17 protein-coding genes are annotated in these 17,500 nt (G+C 31.5%); 5 read left to right on the top strand and 12 right to left on the bottom strand.

Annotated features, from left to right (window positions below; genetic code table 11):
- The first annotated feature begins 22 nt into the window (after positions 1 to 22).
- Positions 23 to 1,054 (top strand): methyltransferase domain-containing protein, encoded by a 1,032-nt coding sequence (locus WAF17_RS10240; RefSeq protein WP_338769632.1) that lies wholly within the window; start codon positions 23 to 25, stop codon positions 1,052 to 1,054.
- 30 nt (positions 1,055 to 1,084) lie between these two features.
- The gene (locus WAF17_RS10235) at positions 1,085 to 2,089 is read left to right on the top strand and encodes a zinc-binding dehydrogenase (protein WP_338769629.1); all 1,005 of its coding nucleotides are present in this window, start codon (positions 1,085 to 1,087) and stop codon (positions 2,087 to 2,089) included.
- A 121-nt stretch (positions 2,090 to 2,210) separates the two neighbouring features.
- Here WAF17_RS10235 and WAF17_RS10230 read toward each other — a convergent pair whose 3' ends face one another.
- The 4 genes from WAF17_RS10230 to WAF17_RS10215 form a co-directional block, all read right to left on the bottom strand.
- The gene (locus tag WAF17_RS10230) at positions 2,211 to 5,522 is read right to left on the bottom strand and encodes a S41 family peptidase (protein WP_338769627.1); all 3,312 of its coding nucleotides are present in this window, start codon (positions 5,520 to 5,522) and stop codon (positions 2,211 to 2,213) included.
- 171 nt (positions 5,523 to 5,693) lie between these two features.
- Positions 5,694 to 6,284 carry a hypothetical protein gene (locus WAF17_RS10225; protein ID WP_338769624.1) on the bottom strand — a complete coding sequence of 197 codons (591 nt, stop codon included), beginning with the start codon at positions 6,282 to 6,284 and terminating at the stop codon, positions 5,694 to 5,696.
- 4 nt (positions 6,285 to 6,288) lie between these two features.
- Positions 6,289 to 6,594 carry a hypothetical protein gene (locus WAF17_RS10220; protein WP_338769621.1) on the bottom strand — a complete coding sequence of 102 codons (306 nt, stop codon included), beginning with the start codon at positions 6,592 to 6,594 and terminating at the stop codon, positions 6,289 to 6,291.
- Between the two features lie 318 nt (positions 6,595 to 6,912).
- Positions 6,913 to 7,929, bottom strand: coding sequence for an AraC family transcriptional regulator (locus WAF17_RS10215; RefSeq protein ID WP_338769618.1), 1,017 nt, complete (start codon positions 7,927 to 7,929; stop codon positions 6,913 to 6,915).
- 620 nt (positions 7,930 to 8,549) lie between these two features.
- On the opposite strand from WAF17_RS10215, the gene WAF17_RS10210 reads away from it, so the two are divergent.
- Entirely contained in the window at positions 8,550 to 8,831 is a 282-nt protein-coding gene (locus WAF17_RS10210; protein WP_338769616.1) for a DUF427 domain-containing protein, read from the top strand.
- 146 nt (positions 8,832 to 8,977) lie between these two features.
- On the opposite strand, the gene WAF17_RS10205 is transcribed toward WAF17_RS10210, so the two are convergent.
- The 3 genes from WAF17_RS10205 to ccsA all read right to left on the bottom strand — a co-directional run bounded on the left by WAF17_RS10205 (position 8,978) and on the right by ccsA (position 10,512).
- Positions 8,978 to 9,409, bottom strand: a complete 432-nt coding sequence (locus WAF17_RS10205; RefSeq protein ID WP_338769614.1) for a cytochrome c maturation protein CcmE — start codon at positions 9,407 to 9,409, stop codon at positions 8,978 to 8,980.
- A 39-nt stretch (positions 9,410 to 9,448) separates the two neighbouring features.
- A complete protein-coding gene (locus tag WAF17_RS10200; RefSeq protein WP_338769612.1) occupies positions 9,449 to 9,775 on the bottom strand; it encodes a CcmD family protein in 327 nt (108 codons plus the stop codon).
- 65 nt (positions 9,776 to 9,840) lie between these two features.
- Positions 9,841 to 10,512 (bottom strand): cytochrome c biogenesis protein CcsA, encoded by a 672-nt coding sequence (gene ccsA / locus WAF17_RS10195; protein WP_338769610.1) that lies wholly within the window; start codon positions 10,510 to 10,512, stop codon positions 9,841 to 9,843.
- Between the two features lie 826 nt (positions 10,513 to 11,338).
- On the opposite strand from ccsA, the gene WAF17_RS10190 reads away from it, so the two are divergent.
- Both WAF17_RS10190 and hemE read left to right on the top strand, forming a co-directional pair.
- Positions 11,339 to 11,560: a DUF2795 domain-containing protein gene (locus WAF17_RS10190; RefSeq protein WP_014797151.1), complete on the top strand. Its 222-nt coding sequence runs from the start codon at positions 11,339 to 11,341 to the stop codon at positions 11,558 to 11,560.
- 234 nt (positions 11,561 to 11,794) lie between these two features.
- Complete coding sequence (gene hemE / locus WAF17_RS10185) at positions 11,795 to 12,826, top strand: uroporphyrinogen decarboxylase (RefSeq protein WP_338769600.1); 1,032 nt, start codon at positions 11,795 to 11,797, stop codon at positions 12,824 to 12,826.
- A 149-nt stretch (positions 12,827 to 12,975) separates the two neighbouring features.
- On the opposite strand, the gene WAF17_RS10180 is transcribed toward hemE, so the two are convergent.
- The 5 genes from WAF17_RS10180 to WAF17_RS10160 all read right to left on the bottom strand — a co-directional run bounded on the left by WAF17_RS10180 (position 12,976) and on the right by WAF17_RS10160 (position 17,491).
- Positions 12,976 to 13,980: a hypothetical protein gene (locus WAF17_RS10180; protein ID WP_338769597.1), complete on the bottom strand. Its 1,005-nt coding sequence runs from the start codon at positions 13,978 to 13,980 to the stop codon at positions 12,976 to 12,978.
- Positions 13,981 to 14,110: 130 nt separating this feature from the next.
- The gene (locus WAF17_RS10175; RefSeq protein ID WP_338769595.1) at positions 14,111 to 14,713 is read right to left on the bottom strand and encodes a Uma2 family endonuclease; all 603 of its coding nucleotides are present in this window, start codon (positions 14,711 to 14,713) and stop codon (positions 14,111 to 14,113) included.
- Positions 14,714 to 14,900: 187 nt separating this feature from the next.
- Entirely contained in the window at positions 14,901 to 15,401 is a 501-nt protein-coding gene (locus WAF17_RS10170; RefSeq protein ID WP_338769593.1) for a hypothetical protein, read from the bottom strand.
- A 71-nt stretch (positions 15,402 to 15,472) separates the two neighbouring features.
- Complete coding sequence (locus tag WAF17_RS10165) at positions 15,473 to 16,135, bottom strand: sigma-70 family RNA polymerase sigma factor (RefSeq protein WP_338769590.1); 663 nt, start codon at positions 16,133 to 16,135, stop codon at positions 15,473 to 15,475.
- Positions 16,136 to 16,294: 159 nt separating this feature from the next.
- Positions 16,295 to 17,491, bottom strand: coding sequence for a glycosyltransferase (locus WAF17_RS10160; protein ID WP_338769587.1), 1,197 nt, complete (start codon positions 17,489 to 17,491; stop codon positions 16,295 to 16,297).
- Positions 17,492 to 17,500 lie beyond the last annotated feature (9 nt).

Genomic DNA, 17,500 nt, shown 5'->3' with positions numbered 1-17,500 from the left:
CTTTCAATTTAAAATGAAAATTATGAAAACTACGCTCATTTCTTCCTCTGAATCACTTTCTTTTCCACAAAACCAAACTGAAAATACTTTTAGTTCCATCAGAAAAAACTCAAACAAATTGATAGTAGAAAATTCATCTTCCAAAAATTATGAAAATCTCATTTCATATTATCAAAAAGCTACCGAAGATTATAAATTTTGGAGTGAAAACTACCACATGCATTTTGGTTTTTATAAAACAGGAATGAATCCTTTTGACTTAGAAAAAATGCTTCTTCAAATGACAAAAGAAGTTTTTGAGCGTTTAGAAATTCCAAAAAATGAAGAGTATATCACAAAAACAAATCAAGAAATAAAAGCTATTGATTTGGGTTGTGGAGTAGGAACAAGTGCAAGATATTTTGCTCAAAAATACCCTTTTGCGAAAATAACAGCCGTTACACTTGTTCAAGAACAAATAGAACTTGGAAAATATCTTTTAAAAAAAGAAATAGAAGAAGGCAAAATTCAAAACCAAAATGTAGAAAGTAACATCAATTTCTTTTGTACAGATTATACAAATACACCTTTTGCAAATGAAAGTTTTACTTCTGCTTATGCTATCGAAAGTAGTTGTTATGGAAATGGAAAAGATAAATCAGAACTCTTGGAAGAAGCTAGTCGGTTACTCAAAAAAGGAGGGAAGTTAGTAATAGCAGATGGATTTTTAAAACACGGAAACGAACTTCCTTTTTTAGTAGAAAAAGCCTATAATAAAACGTGTGAGTGTTGGGCATTATCAGAAATGGGACAGATAAACCCATTTGTAAAAGCAATGGAAAAAGCAAGTTTTACAGACATAAAGGTGGAAGATATTTCGTGGAAAGTTGCACCTTCGGTGGCTCATGTTCCTTATATTACTCTCAAGTTTTTACTCAAACAGTTCAACTTAAAATCTGTAAAAAATCTAAATCAAGAGCGAAAAAATAATGTTTTTGCTCCTCTTATGACGATGTTTTTAGGATTAGCAAGAAATCATTTTTCTTATTATATTGTAAGCGCAACCAAAAAATAATTTTTTTTATTACTCATTTATTTCAATCTTATGTTTGCCTTACGCCTTCTTGAAAAAGACTCTTCACACACAGACAGAATCCAATTACAAGACATCAAAACTCCTGAACCAAAGGAAAATGAAGTTCTTATTCAAATGCAAACGGCAGCTCTAAATAGACGAGACCAATGGATACGTGAGGGACTTTATCCAGGTATTCGTCCTTCTACTTTGGGCTCTGATGGCTGTGGAATTGTAGTAAGAACAGGAGAGAATGCAAAAAAATGGGAATCAAAGACGGTAATTATCAATCCAAATAATAATTGGGGAGATGATGAAAGACACCAATCAGCAGATTATTATATTTTGGGAATGCCCACAGACGGAACTTTTGCCGAATTTCTTTGTGTAAATCAAGATAGGTTAGTAGAGAAACCAAAATTACTTTCATTAGAAGAAGCTGCTGCTTTGCCACTTGCAGGATTGACAGCTTTTCGCTCTGCGTTTTATCACGGAGGAATACAAAAAGGAAGTAAGGTATTGATTTCGGGTGCTGGTGGTGGTGTAGCTCAATTTGCTTTTCAATTTGCACTTGCAGCAGGAGCAAAAGTTTTTGTAACTTCTGGAGATGATGAAAAATTAGAAACCTTAGAAGAAATGGGGGCAGCAGGAGCAGTCAATTATAAAGACCCAGATTGGAACAAACAGTTAAAAGATAAAGCAGGAAGTTTTGATTGTGCCATTGATAGTGCAGGAGGAGAAACATTTGCCGAAATTATCAAACTCTTAGGGCGTTCTGGGAGGATTGTGTTTTACGGTGCAACTTTAGGTTTGCCTCAAAAAATCGATTTGTATAGAATGTTTTTTAATCAAATCCGAATTCAAGGCTCAACTATGGGAAGTGATAAAGAATTTGTAGAAATGGTAAACTTCGTAGAAAAACACAAGATAAAACCGATTATTGGTTCTGTAACACCTTTTTCTGATATAATTTCAGCTTTTGATATAATGAAAGATGGCGAAGGATTTGGAAAACTAGTAGTTTCGATGAAATGATTTTCTTAGCTTTAATAGCCATTTCTTTTAGAAGAAAACAAGTGTTTTTTTTAATAAACAAAGCCTTCGTATCAAAAGAATGATACAAAGGCTTTGTTAGTTCAATCAAAAATCGTAATTATTACGGTTTTCCACTACTTGTTTTCTTTTCTGCAATTTGCTTCAACAAAATTTCAACAGACTTTTTCAACTGCTCGTCTTCATTGTTTGCTTTTGCATTTGGAGAGTTTTCTACCAAAACATCAGGCTGCGCTCCATTATTTTCCATATTCATTCCAGAGCCTTTTACATACCAACCTCTAAACGGCAAACGAACAACTGAACCATCAATCAATCTTCCTGCACCAGTAGAAATAACAGCTCCGAAAGTAGGCTGTCCTACAAGCGTTCCCAAGCCTAACGTTTTATAAGCATGTGAGAAAATTTCGGCATTTGAGTAACTATTTGCATTACAAAGAGCAATAGAAGGTTTTGTCCAAACAGGGAAAGGCAAACGCTCACCGTACGGATAATAACCTGCAAAATCTTTTTGATTTTTCAAGTCTTCTGTTGCACCTCTAGGAACAGTATAAGCATGTTGTTTCGTTGTCAGAATTGCCATTAAATAGTCGGTAGTCCAGCCACCACCATTGAAACGAACATCAATTACTAACCCTTCTTTTCCTTCGCCTTGTGCAGCCAATTCTCTTTCAAAACGCTCAAAACTTTGCCAGTTCATTCCTTCGATGTGGATATAACCAAGCTTTCCATTCGAATATTTTTCGGTCAATTTTTGACGTTCTCTTACCCATTCTTCATACAATTCATCTCCCAAAGAAGACACAGGACGGATAACAACTTCCCTCGTTTCTCCTTTTGTATTTTGGACTCCCAAAACAGTACGAATATCAGACTTATCAGCAAAAAGGTTATAGAAGTTTTCATCCATTTTTACTTCTTGTCCATCTACTGAAGTAATAACATCGCCTACCATTATTTTGCTAAATTCTTTATCAGCAGGGCTATTTGGAATTACACGCATTACCTTTGCACCTTCTTTGGTCATTACGATTTCAGTTCCTAAAAGACCTGTACGTTCACGCTGTGTTTCGGCTCTATCTCCTGCATAATATCCCATGTGACTTGCATTGAGTTCTCCTAACATCAAATTCATCATGGCTTCAAAATCACGTTCAGAAGATGCTTTTTGAGTCCAGTCTTTATATTTTTTGCCTAATTCTTGCCAGTTTTCACCGTGAAATTTAGGGTCATAAAAACGTTCATTTATCAAACTCCAAACTTCATTAAAAATTCCTTCTCTTTCTTTTTCATAATCAATTTCCATACGAGCAGAAAAAGATAAACCTTCTGGTTTTCCAGTTGCAACAGGAACTTTGAAAAGTGAACCACCACGAGCAACATAAAATAATTCCTTTCCATCAGGCGATAAGCTTACTCCATAAGGCGTTGTTCCTCCTTGTGTAAGAGGTTTTCTTTCATCGCCATTCCATTTTACAGAATATAAATCTTGGTCATCAGTAGAGGCAGACCAGCCACCACGATTAGTAACAAAATAAAACGTTTCGCCATCATCAGAAATGACTAAGTCAGACTCATTGCCGTTCATCATTGTTACTTGTACAAGGCGTTCGTGGATTCTATCAAAATCAATTTCGATAGGTTCTACTTCTTTCTTTTTGTCATCTTTTTTGTCCTTGTCATCATCTTTTTTAGATGAACTACTGTTCGTTTCTACTTCGTCGTCGTCGTAACTTATCTTTTCTTCCCAATCGCTTTTTGTTTTTTGCCAGTCTTTTTTATTAAGCCAAACAAACCAAACATCAGCATCTCCGTTGTTACGCTCTGAAATAAAACCTAATTTACTTCCATCTTTACTCCAAAAAGGTTCGCTATCAATACGAGGATGATAACTAATATTTACTGGTTTTGTACTTCCATCTGCTGCTGTGATATACACTTCTGCATTAAAATTCAAATCTTCTTGACTGTATGCAATCCATTTGCTATCAGGCGACCATTGCAAACCATCAGCAGAATTCCAACCTTCTAAAATGACTTTTTCATTGCTTATCTTTCCTGTTTTCCCATCAATATCAGCAATGATAAGTTTGTTTGAACGAGTAAAAGAAATTTTCTTTCCATTAGGCGAAACGGTCAAGTTATCTTCATGTACTGGTGTTTCGGTCAGACGAGTAGTTTCGTATTTTAATGTTCTAAACAAACTATTTTCTTTTTCATCAGCAGAATTGACCATGAAAATATCTTTCTGTCCTTCTCTATCAGAAACAATCAAAACAGTAGAATCATTTAGAAAAGCAACTTCTTGTTCACGGAAAGCACTATTTGTAAGTCTTACCGTTCTTTTGTTTTCTTTATCATTTTCCATCAAAAATACTTCCCCACGAACTGCAAAAGTTACCAATTTTCCATTCGGAGAAACTGAATATTCTTGCAAACGATTACTATATGTTTTTCTTTCTATTGGGTCAAAACGATAATCATAGGTTACATTTACATTCAATGGTTCAATTTTTTTAGAATCAACATCTAGTTTAAAAACGCCTGTTCCTTGTTCCAAAACGATTGTTTTTCCATCTTTACTGACATCAAAATGACGTACGCCATCATCTTTGAAAGTAGTGAGTTGTTGTGTTGTTCCATTTATTGCTCCTTCATCTGTCAGGTTAATTTTATAAAGGTTATAACTTTCATCAGCTTCGCTCACAAAGAATAAATTGCGACTGTCTGACCAATCTGGGTGCATATCGTTTCCTGCAAAAGTCGTAAGCTGTGTATATTTTTTAGTTTTGGTATCGTATAAATATATATCACGATTTGCAGAGCCACGATAATTTTTTCTTGTTGGCTTATTATAACCATCTACATACGCTACAAAACGACCATCTGGCGACATCGAAGGCGTATAACCTAGCGCATCAAAATAGCGTGATGGAGTTCCTCCTGTTGCAGAAATTTTCTGAATTTCTTGCGCCCACTCTGCCTGTGCAAAATCACGACGAGCTGTAAATAAAAGTGAATTATCATTTGTCCAACCTGCTAAATTATCGCCCGAAGAACGGTAAGTAAGTCGCATCGGCATTGAACCAACTGTTTCCATTACAAAAACATCATCATTTCCATAACGATCGCCTTGAAAAGCAATCATTTTGCCGTCTGGGCTAAAATGAGGATTAAATTCGTAGGCTTCATGAATGGTTAGGCGTGTCGCTTTTCCACCCTCCACAGGCACAGACCAAATATCACCTTGAAACGAGAAGGCAACCGTTTGACCGTCTGGACTGATGGCAGGGTAACGCAAAAAAGGCTTCTCTGCTTCCTGTGCAAACGTAGAAGAAGAGACAAAACCAGTACAAGCGATAGCCAAGGCTACACTTATTTTTTTGGTTTTATTTAGAAATTGTAAAAATGACATAGTTTAAAGTTTGAGGTTAGGTTATTAATGAGAATACTAACAACTGTAAAAATCTTATTTGATTACAAAATACAATACAAAAATTGAAGGCACAAATAATTACTTCAATACGTTGTTTTGCATTGAATTAGGTTACATTTTTTAAAGAAAAAATAGATTTGTTGTGATTTTTTAAAAAATCCTGCTCCAAATTTCACCGTCAAAGAATTCGATTTGCAAAATTCCTTTGTTATTTACCAAAATTCGTTTTACATCCTTTCGGTTTGAGCTTCGGTTTTCGATAAGTTCTACAACATTTTTATGAGGTATTCCATTTATAGTAAAATTGCCAATTTCGTTTCGCTCATTCGTACATCTTGATTCTCCAAGAACAGATAGGCAACCTATCTTTTGAATATTGGGTGTTTGATTTCCTCCACGAAATAAATCAGCAGAAAGAAAGGAATAATAAATCTGCACATCGTTTTGGGTAGCTGTTATTTCATAGTTTATTCCTCTCAAATACTCATTTGTAATCGTATCTTGACCAAAAATAGAATGAGTTTCATAATTATTATAACAATCACTTGGAGAGCCTAACCTAACAATCTCTGAAACTCTAAACTCTATAATATTTCGCTCAATGGAAGGAATAAAACGGAGAGTTTCGGTCGGAAGAGCTGTCCATTTGTTGGCTAAATCACTTTGATTGCCATTACAAATTAGGTCTTCACAGGAAGAGAGTAAAATTAATAGCAACAATAAATAAAATAGTTTTTTCATTTTTCTACCCTTGAGTTCTAGCAAACTTCAAATAAAAACTTTCTCCTAAAAATAATATGTAGGGAATCATGAGTAGTAACCAAAGGTAACTTTCTGCAAGGTAAGCAATCAATGAGTTTCCTATAATTGCGATAATGACATACAAAGACGTATCATCAAAATATTGTTTTTCAGCACTTTTAGAAACTAAAAAAATAGTTGCGCAAGACCAAATGAAATTAATAATAAGGGGAATAAAAGCTATTATAATAGATGGTATTCCACAAGAACCACTACTATCATTTTTATCTAAGTCATAAAGTATAAACAAATGAATGCATATAATGATTAAAATATTAATGGATGTAAAAAGTGTTGACTTCATTACGGGCTATTTTTATGAAAATGATATTTTCAAAAAAATGATTTATTGTAATTTTTGTTGCTGTTTAATAAAGAAGTTGTTTAAGAATATAGATTTTTCCTTAGAATTGGGTTTGCAGACCCAATTCTAAGGAAAAATAATCCTGCCATTGTTGGTGTTTTAGCGAAGCGACACCAACAAATACACGCACAAACCTATTCTTAAACAACTTCAAAGTATAATAAATATATCCTCATACATATCTAAAGTTCTATTCTACTAAAACTACTTTTCTTCTTCTGAATTATTATCTTTTTCATTCTGCTCACTTTTGATATTTTCTTTATTTTGTTTCATCTGAAACTGTTTGGGAGTGATTCCTTCATATTTTTTAAAGACCCGAATAAAATAGGTCATGTGGTTATAACCTAGCTCATAACAAATATCTGTAACTGATTTCGAAATATCTACCAAGCGATTTTTTGCTATTTCTACACGCTCTCTATTTATATAATCAATGGGCGAAATATCTAATGTTTCTTTAAATGTCCTGAAAAATGCTGCCTTACTCATACTGGCAATATCTGTTAGCGTATCGATAGAAATAGGTTCGTCAATATGTTCTTTTATATAGCCCAAAACAGCCTCAATACTTGGATTGGTTTCGTTTTCTGATTCATCATTTTTTTCCAAATCTATTCTATCTCTTGAAGGAGTTCTGACAAATCGTAAAATAAGTTCTCTAATGGCAAAATCTATAAAAACATCTTTATTATAATGTTCTTCTGTAAATAAATCAATTAATCGTGTAATTGCTTTTTTAATAGTTGTATCGTGCGTAACATTAATAGGAGTTTCTCCAAACTGCCAAACTGAATTATTTTCTACTCTTAATTTACAATCGTCTTCTGTTACTCCTATTTTATTGTATTGAGAAATAGTTAGGTTAATTATTTCGATAGGAACTTCTAGTTCTAACCAAGAAAGACCATTTTTTTTAGTTTTAGTGTTTTTCTTATTTGGTTTTTCTTCTAGTTGTAGAGCTTCCAAACGAACAGCTTTATGAGGAGGGATAATCAATGATTCGCCTATGGTACAACTTTGCTTATATTCTTTGGATTCAAAACTAACAGTGCCTTCCAAAACAACTACTAAAGTAACCTTACCAGTTTGAATAGTTTTAGGTTTTAAAGCACTAACAGAATGAGTAGAGCTAGTTTTATTTTTATCAGAATAATTAAATATGGATAAAGCTGTTCTATTAGATTGATACGTTGTAGATTCTGAAAGAGTAATAGACATAAAATAGAAGATAAATCAATTGAAATAAACCAAATCGGATTTGGAAAGAGAACGAATGAAGAAAAGAACTATCATTTTAAATAAAACGAAACAATAGTATTACTTTTTGAGTGCTTTTAAAGATTGATTCAAAAAATAGAGAGTTTCGTATAATTTTTACTGCCCTACTTGCCGTAATTTTGTTATGTGCTAGAAGAAAAACACACTTGTAGAAAGCAAAGCAAGTAAAGTGATTTACAAAGACTTAGCAAGATACAATTTTTCTATCACAAAATTGGAATAAAACATAGAAAATGGTTTACACACCCAGAAATATATCAACACACACACTATATATTTACTGAGAATCATTTTTGAACAACATAAAGGTTTTACTGGAATTTTTGTTTTTAATTTTCATTTGTTTGGGATTATAACACTTTTAGACCTTACACACAAATAACACAACACACACACCAATCAAAAGGCTTATTCTATATTTATAGAATAAGCCTTTTGTGGTTTTTTAAGCTATGTCATAAATAAAAATAAAGAATACTCTACATAGTTTTCTCAAACAATTTCTACCTACACTATCTTTTGGTTATATATAAATTTCACTCTAAATAAAAAAGCAAATTATGAAAGCAATATGGAATGGGCAAGTGATTGCAGAAAGTGATACTACTGTGCAAATAGAAGGAAATCATTATTTTCCTGCTGACTCTGTTAAAAAAGAATTTTTGAAAGAAAGCGACCATAAAAGTATGTGTCCTTGGAAGGGAACAGCCTCTTATTATTCGTTAGATGTAGATGGAGAGGAAAATAAAAATGCAGTTTGGTATTATCCAACTCCAAAAGATGCAGCTAAAGAAATAGGTGGTAAAATGGCTTTTTGGAAAGGAGTCGAAGTTGTAAAATAAACTTTCTGAAGACTGTAAATGAAAAAAGGTAAAAGTATAAAGGAACAATTACGAATTAAACTTCTGATTACTAGTTAATTATATAATTAAAAGTGTCAATTTATTTAATTTCTATTCCATTATACTTTCACCTTTTTTATTCTTGATTATTTCACAGCTACGGTATTTTCTTCATACTTAGAAGGACATTTGAGGAGAATATCACTTACTACAAACTGTGCATCGTTTTCAGCACTTTCATATCTCCCAATAACAACTACCTTTTCAGAGCGTTTAAAATCCGTCATTGAAGGTGGAGGAGTGCTTGTAATGACACGCTGTTTTTTTCCTTTTTCATCAACAAGCTGAAATGCCATAAAATTAGCATCTGCCATTGGATTGTATTCAATCCCTATTACTTCGCCATTTGCATCTCTAGGAAGTTCACCTACAACATGAATTTTGTTATCACTACCATTTTTAGCAATGGAAAGAGCTTTGTCAAAATCTACATACTGACTGGCATTTTCACTAGAACTAACAAAAATTCCGATACCAACAGCAATAATAACGAGAACAATTATATGTGAAATTTTCATAGTTTTTATTTTTATGGTTGAATATAAATACGAACTTGATTATAAAACTTTGTGTGTCGTCTCTTTAGACTTTCTTTCAGAATATACTAAATCTTCTAGTTTTTTGAGTTTGGATTCTGTAACTACCAAAAAGACTACAATTCCTGCAAAAATAGTCGCTAAAACAGCTACTACAACGTAAATTTTGCCATCTTCTCTGAATGTATCAGCCATTGCAACTTCTGTATTTTCATAATCTCGCTGCGTAACAGGGATTTTTCCGTTTTTAGTTGTTTCTGTTTGGTCAGTTTTTTCTGCCTGTGCTATTGCTGCAAAAGGTAAAAAAGCAAAAGAGAAAATGAGTAAAAGTAGATATATATTTTTCATTAGATTTTTTTTATCCTCGTTGACGGCTGTATTTGAGCCTCAACGACGGTTTATTTTGTGTTTCTTTAATCAAAAAGTGTTTTGTATTCAAGTCTTCGCATTCTGACACGAAGCTGTGCCACCCAAACACCCAAAAGTGTCCATCCAATAATGGCAATATAAAAAACTTGTTTTAAATCATTATCATAATCATAGGCACTAAAAGCAGGATTTCCTTCTGCCCCTGGATGCAATGAGTTTACCATTCTAGGCAAAATATAAATGAGTGGAATATAAGTGGCAAAGGCAAAAATATTAAAAACAGCACTTATTCTACCTCGTTTTTCATCATCTGGCAAGGCACTACGCAAAAGTAAATAACCAAAATAAATCAGAAGAGCGATTGCAGAAGCATTTTGTTTTGGGTCGCCACTCCAAAATTGTCCCCACGTAAATCTTGCCCACCACATTCCTGTCAAGATTCCTAACACGCCAAAAGCAATTCCAGAATTTGCGAGTTCTACTGCCCAATCGTCATGTTTTGGATTGGAGGTTTTGAGATACATTATCGAATAAATAACAGAAGCAAGAAGCATCAGAACCATTCCAAACCACATCGGAACGTGAAAGAATAGATTTCTGATAGTTTCGTTGAGAATATTTAGGCGTGGAACTTGTACCAAAAGTCCTCCAATGATTGTATAAAAAAGGATAATTACACAAGCAATTTTCCACCAATGTTTTTTGAGTAAAGTCATTTCTGCAACTCACTCTTTAGAGTGAGATTAGTTTAAGAAAATTTTATAGTACAAAATTACAACTCAAAACACCAAAGAACAAAAATAGCATAGCAAAGAAAGGCTAAAAGTTTATAAAAAAGACATAAAAAAGCCGTTGCAGATCATTCCGATACTGCAACGGTAGAATTTTAGTTTTGTCAGAAAGCCCCCTCTCCGAAAATAACTAAATGAAAATCTTTAATCTAACTACTAAAAGTTAGTTTTTGAGAGTTTAAAATCTTTTAATTTGATAATCTAAAAATACTACTATTTTTTTATAAAAGCAACTTCAAACTTAAAAAAGTTGTTTTTTTTATAAAAATTTCTTATCTACTTCTTATAAATCTGATTTTCAAGCTGTTTGAGTAAAAAAATAACGTAATTAAAAATTAAGTATTTGTATTATTTTGCTGTAAAATTGAGCTATTTCTGATAAAAAAGTCTTTCATGTTACCATTTTATAAACTTTTTATGAATAGCAAATGTTATTTCTTGGCTACAAATTTGTAAGAAAGTTTCAAAGTAATTTAAGTAAACAAAACAAAAAATAAAGCCTTGCGTTACACTCTAAAACAGCAGGATTTCAGAACCTAAACTTTAATAAAAATAAGGTGAAAAAGATATTAATAAGTATAAAAATCAAGATTAGTTTGAAAAAATGACCGAACTAACTTGTTTAGAGTGAATAACTTATTACCTTTGCAGCCTTATCAAAAAAAATACTTGTAGAACTAGGTTAGAATAGCTGAAACGAGTTACTGATTAAAATTTAAAATTATTACAAAAAAAATACAAATATAAGCCTATGTATTGGACACTAGAACTAGCATCTTATTTAGAAGATGCTCCTTGGCCGGCCACTAAAGATGAATTGATTGATTATGGGACACGTACAGGTGCGCCTATGGAAGTAGTAGAAAATCTACAAGATTTAGAAGATGATGGTGAGCCTTATGAAAACATTGAAGAAATTTGGCCTGACTACCCTACTAAAGATGACTTCTTTTTTAATGAAGATGAATATTAATTTTTAGATTAGGTCAATAATCGAATTTTATAAACTTCATTTTGATTACTTTTGTATTCAAATGAAGTTTTTTTTTATGGTATCAATAGTATCGCTCGTGGGGACACGAGCAATGGTAGTTTTTTCTAAAAAAATGACTTAATATGCTTATTATAAATAAATTCTTTTTGATAAAAAGACAACTTATCCGTTGCTCGTGTCCCCACGAGCGACATGTATAAAATAAAAAAATACATGCAAACTTTACAAAACGATTTACTTTTAAGAACAGCAAGAGGAGAACAAACAGAACGTGCGCCTGTCTGGACAATGCGCCAAGCTGGAAGAATCTTGCCTGAATATAGAGAATTAAGAGCCAAACTAAGTGGTTTTATCGAACTTGTTACTACGCCACATTTGGCAGCCGAAGTTACCATTCAACCTGTCGATAGATTGGGAGTAGATGCAGCCATTATTTTTTCGGATATTTTGGTAATTCCTGAAGCGATGGGTTTGCCTTACGAAATGGTGGAAAAAGTAGGTCCTCGTTTTCCAGAAACTATCAAAACGGAAGCAGACGTAAAAAGAATGACGACCGACGGAATAGAAGAAAAACTAAATTACGTAACAGAAGCTATTTCTATCACTAAAAAAGAATTAAACGGACGTGTTCCTTTGATTGGTTTTGCTGGTGCGCCTTTTACGCTTTTTTGTTATATGATAGAAGGAAAAGGTTCGAAAACATTCTCAAAACCTCGTGGATTACTTTATGAAAATCCAAGATTAGCACATCAATTATTACAAAAAATAACAGATTCTACAATCATTTATCTAAAAGCTCAAATAAAAGCAGGTGCAGATATTGTACAGGTTTTTGATTCTTGGGCAGGTGTTTTGGGATTAGAATTGTATAAAGAATTTAGCTTAAAATATATCAGACAAATTGTAGAAGCGATTGATGAAGTGCCTACAATTGTTTTTGGAAAAGACCAACACGCAGCAAGAGCAGACTTTGGAAAACTGCCTTGTAATGTCGTGGGAATGGACTGGACAATGCCGATTGAAGAATCAAGAAAATTGATAGGAAATGACAAAGTTTTGCAAGGAAATCTTGACCCTTGTGTTTTGTATGGTTCGTATGAAACGATAGAAGCAGAAACGAAGAAAATGCTTACTGCCTTCGGAAAAGGAAAACATATTGCCAATCTAGGACACGGAGTTTATCCAGATTTAGATTTTAATAAAGTTAAGCATTTTATTGATACAGTCAAGAATTGGAAGTATTAAAGAATGCAAAATAGAAGATGACTGGTTTAGTAAAAGAGGATTTGAAGTTTTTATGCTTTGAATCCTTTTCTTTGTTTTTTATGGTAATATTACGAAAAGTTAGTTAGTAACTACTGTTCTTTTTATCTACGAGGAAAGTAGAAGCCAGATTAAGGAGTATAAAATATGGCATCAAATATTTTACTTTCTAACATTTTTTGTAGTTTTCTTTCTTTATCATTGAATGGTTCAATAAGTTCTTCCAAATAAAAGAACATACTTAATCCACGATACATTATTGGAACTATAACAATATCTTTCCTATCTATCTTTGATATATTTTTAACTAACTCACAATTTTTTTCTTTGTTGCGTGGTATTATATGATATAATCCTACAGGGTATATATGAATTTGTGATGTATCTAAGGTAAAATTTATTCGTGAAGCCATCCATTTATCTCGCATATCTATTTTATCAGTAGGTTTACTAAACTTTACTCTTCCTACTTCATTCATTGCAATTATCTGATCTTTGAAGTAAATAAAATCAATTTCTTCCATTACATTCTTGTAAAAAGATAATAATGTAGAATCTTTATATACTTCTTCAGTTAATGAATATAAAATTTTTGTTTTTTTTGCATCTCTTAATTTTTTCAAATGCTCAAACGTAACAGAATCAGGTACTTTTCTAAGTAATTGATTTATCAATCGGTTATTTTGTTTTCTGAGTACGTTGGCATCCACATCAACACCTATTATATTTACTTTTATTTTATTTTTACGGACGATTAGCCCTTCGACAAGAGCATAATCTTCTTTATTTAGTCTATAGTCTTTATAATTCTGATTATTAGAATTATTTATCAAATCATTTAAAAACCAAGCAAATATTGGAGTCATCTCTATATACAGAGTAGCTTTTTTATATCCTAAGCTTATTAGCCTATCTATAATAAGAAGGTAATATAAAGAGTTTTCAGGCATTGAATGTACTTCACCAATAATTAATAGCTTTTTATTAGTTATTAAGCTATCTAATTTTTTATTATTTTCTCTACTAACAATATAGCTTTCACAATAGCCTTTACTTATATCTTGTGAATAAGATTTAGTAATCAAGCAAACCAGTAAAGACGTTATTAGTACAATAAATTTATTTATCTTCTTCATGTTTTATTGCTTTTTTTATTATCATAATAGAAACTACTACAATTATTAGAAAGAAAAACACAAAACCAAAAAGAAAATAATAACTACTATATAAAAACAAGTCACTTATGAAATCTTTCATATTTTAAATTTACCTCTCAAATTCTACTTTTTTATAAATCAATGCAAAAGAAATCTCTATATCTAAAGTAGGAAAAACTAACATTTTATCCATTCCTGTAATAATTTCAATTTGCCATAAGGATTTATTATCTTCTACTTTCATTTTTCTATACACTTCTATTTGTGGTTTGTCTTGTGAAATCAAAACATAATATTCTAAGCTAGGAACTTGTTTGTATAGACCAAATTTATCTTTTCTATCAAGCTCTTCTGTTGATTTTGATAAAACTTCAATAATAATTATTGGATTTGTAATATCTTGATTGTGCCTAGATTCTTCTATATCTCCACAGACAACCATAGCATCAGGATACAAATATTTACTTTTGTCTTGAAAGCCTAATTTTGTATCACTATTAAAAACTTCACATTTATCTCCTTTTTCTTCCAAGATAGAGAATAACTTTGACGTTATATTCGTCGAAATCCTTGAATGGTTTCTTGTTCCTCCAGCCATTGCAATCACAAAACCGTCATGGTATTCATACTTTTGATTATTTTCTTTTTCTAAATTAATATATTCTTGAAAAGTTAATTTTTGAGGTTTTACTTCTTCTTTTGGTAAGCCCATGGTTTTCTAAGAGTTAGATTATTTATACCTTTTATTAGAGATACGAAATTAGTGTGTTTTAAGTTTGAATGAAACACTCTCGTCAAGCATTTTATTGACACTCTAAAGGCTTGGAAATAGTAGAAGATAAATAATTCGAAAAGCAAAACTCCTTTCAAGTTTTTAAAATGAAAGGAGCTTTCTGATTTTATTCATACTCATAAAATAAAAATTTACCTTGTTTACCTAGAGTTTTTCCTTTTTCAATTTTCACACTTTTGATAGAAATGCATTTATAATATCTACCCATTAATTTGTCTGCTTTCAATTTTATAACTACTTTCTGTTCCTTTGCAATCAATTCTTTATATTTAAATCTTGTAAACTCTTGATATTGAGGTTTTTCCATGTAAATAGTTACTATTTCGCCATCTTTTTTTCTAAGAAAGATATACGGATTATTCTTTAAATTTCTATTTATTATGATAGACAATAATGTGTCTTTTGCAATGGTTGAATTAGGTAAAGATGCATAACGCAGTTCAATTTTATCAACTACACTATCTGGCATGTTATACAGACTTCTTGGAACGAGGACGGTTTGATAATGTAAATTACCAATTAATTTCTCACTTTTTATATTTGACTTGCAAGAAATAAAAGCAAGTCCAAAGAAAATAATTAGAAGGATTAGTTTATATTTAATCATTTTGAAATAGATATAGAAGACAGCCCAACAAAAAACCTATAAAAAATAAATTTTATAGGTTTAAAAAAATTCTAAATCACATCACGCTTATTTTTAACTAAGTCGTACATCAATTCTCTTGCTCTGTGTAATTGTGCCTTTACAGTTCCTAGAGGTGCATCTAGTTCTTTTGCTATCTCATCATAAGAAAGTTCTTTGAAGTAGCGCAACTCTACTAATTTCTTGTATTTTGGAGGGAGCTGTTCGACAAAATTTCTTATAATTTCTATTTTCTGTGTTCTTATAGCTGCTTCTTGTGGCGTAAGATTTTTGTCTGGAACATCCATCTGAATTTGCTCCCCCGAATCGTTTTTGTAAGGCGTATGCAAACTAAGTGTTTCTAGTTTTTTCTTACGAATAAAGTCAATACAATTATTTGTAGCAATACGAAAAAGCCACGTACTGAAAGTATATTCTTTCTTGAATTTTTTCAGACTCTTGAAAGCTTTCGTAAATGCCTCAACTGTCAAATCTTCGGCATCATCTGTATTTTTTACCATTTTGAGAAGCATAAAATACACCGAATTCTTGTAACGATTCATCAGTTCGGCATAGGCTTGTTGGTCGCCTTTGACTGCCAAATCAATCAAATCAAAATCCTTTAATGCTTTATCTGAAAATTCTTTATTATCAGCATTAGATAACGGATTTTTATTTTCTTCTGAATTTTTAGAGGTGTTTTTATTGTCTTTCATCAATAGAGGTGTAATAATACTTTTTTTGTAATGTCATTTCATCAGTAGAAATAACTTTTATTCTATCTATATTAACTAGCTATTTTTAATCCATAAATACAAACTAAGTAAGAAATTGTCATTTTGACACACTTTTTAAAATTTGATTTTGGCTCTACATTATTTCCAGTTTTTGGGAGGAAGAAGAATAACACCTATTCCCATTACGAAATAATAAAAAATAAATACCAATTCAAAACCAAAAAAATGAGTAAAAAATTCCTTTAGAAACTTTTGCTGAAAATCTTTATAACCAGAACGACCCAAAACTTTATTATTTTGTAGTTGATTATAGAACATACGCAAAATAGCAAAAAAAAGCACCTGACGAAAAAGTTCAAGACCTAAAACTTCATAAAAGCCATTGATAAGAAAACCTAAAACAGCAACATACCAAAAAAATATACTTAAAGGATAAATACTAGAAATAACTTTTTGACGAAAAGAATATTTTGTTCCAACAGCCAAATGTCGCCGTTTTTGATGTCGCCATTCTCTAAAATTTTGAGGAGGTTTGCTTTCTGTTTGTCCATCTAAACAGATTTCTATATTTTGATAAAAATGACTTTCTGAAAAAATTAAATCATCATCGCCTCCTAATTGAGAAGCTATTTTTTCAAAATTACTTTCATTCTTTTCATTAAAGAAAACACTTTTTTTATAAGCTAAATTTCTTCCTACTCCCATATATGCCATTCCAAAATTAGCAAAAGAAATATATTGAAGTGCAGTAATTAATGTTTCATTATTGATAAACCAATTTAAGAAAGAATGAGTTGTATTTTGATTTTTGTACAACGAAACTCCTACAACTGCATTTATTTTTTTGTCAGAATTTTCATTATTAAAAGAGTTTGCCATTTTTTCTATCCAAAACTCATCTTTTGGTTGGCAGTCAGCATCTGTCAGTAAAATAATTTCGTTTTTGGCAGCTTTTATTCCAGTTTGTAAAGCATATTTTTTCCCATTCCAATTTTGAGGTTTTTCTTTGATAGAAATAAAATGAAAGTTTTTAGCAGGGTTTTCTAGTTTGAATTTTTCTAAAATCTCTAAAGAATTATCTTCTGAACGGTCATTGACAATAATTACTTCAAAATTATCATAACTTTGATTGAAAATAGAAAGAAGTAATTTTTCTAAGTTATGTGCTTCATTTCGTGCTGCAATGACAAGAGAAATAGATTTTTGAGAAACTATTTTAGCCGTTTTATTTTTATCTTCTCTATAAAAAAGTAGTTTAAAAATTACGACAAAAAAACTACCTTGCAGAATAAGGCTAGTTGATAGAATAATCCAAAAAATATAAATTTGATTCACGCTTTTTTA

This window comes from Bernardetia sp. ABR2-2B (assembly GCF_037126435.1).
Classification (GTDB): Bacteria; Bacteroidota; Bacteroidia; order Cytophagales; family Bernardetiaceae; genus Bernardetia.
This window is presented reverse-complemented; position numbering and strand designations above follow the sequence as displayed.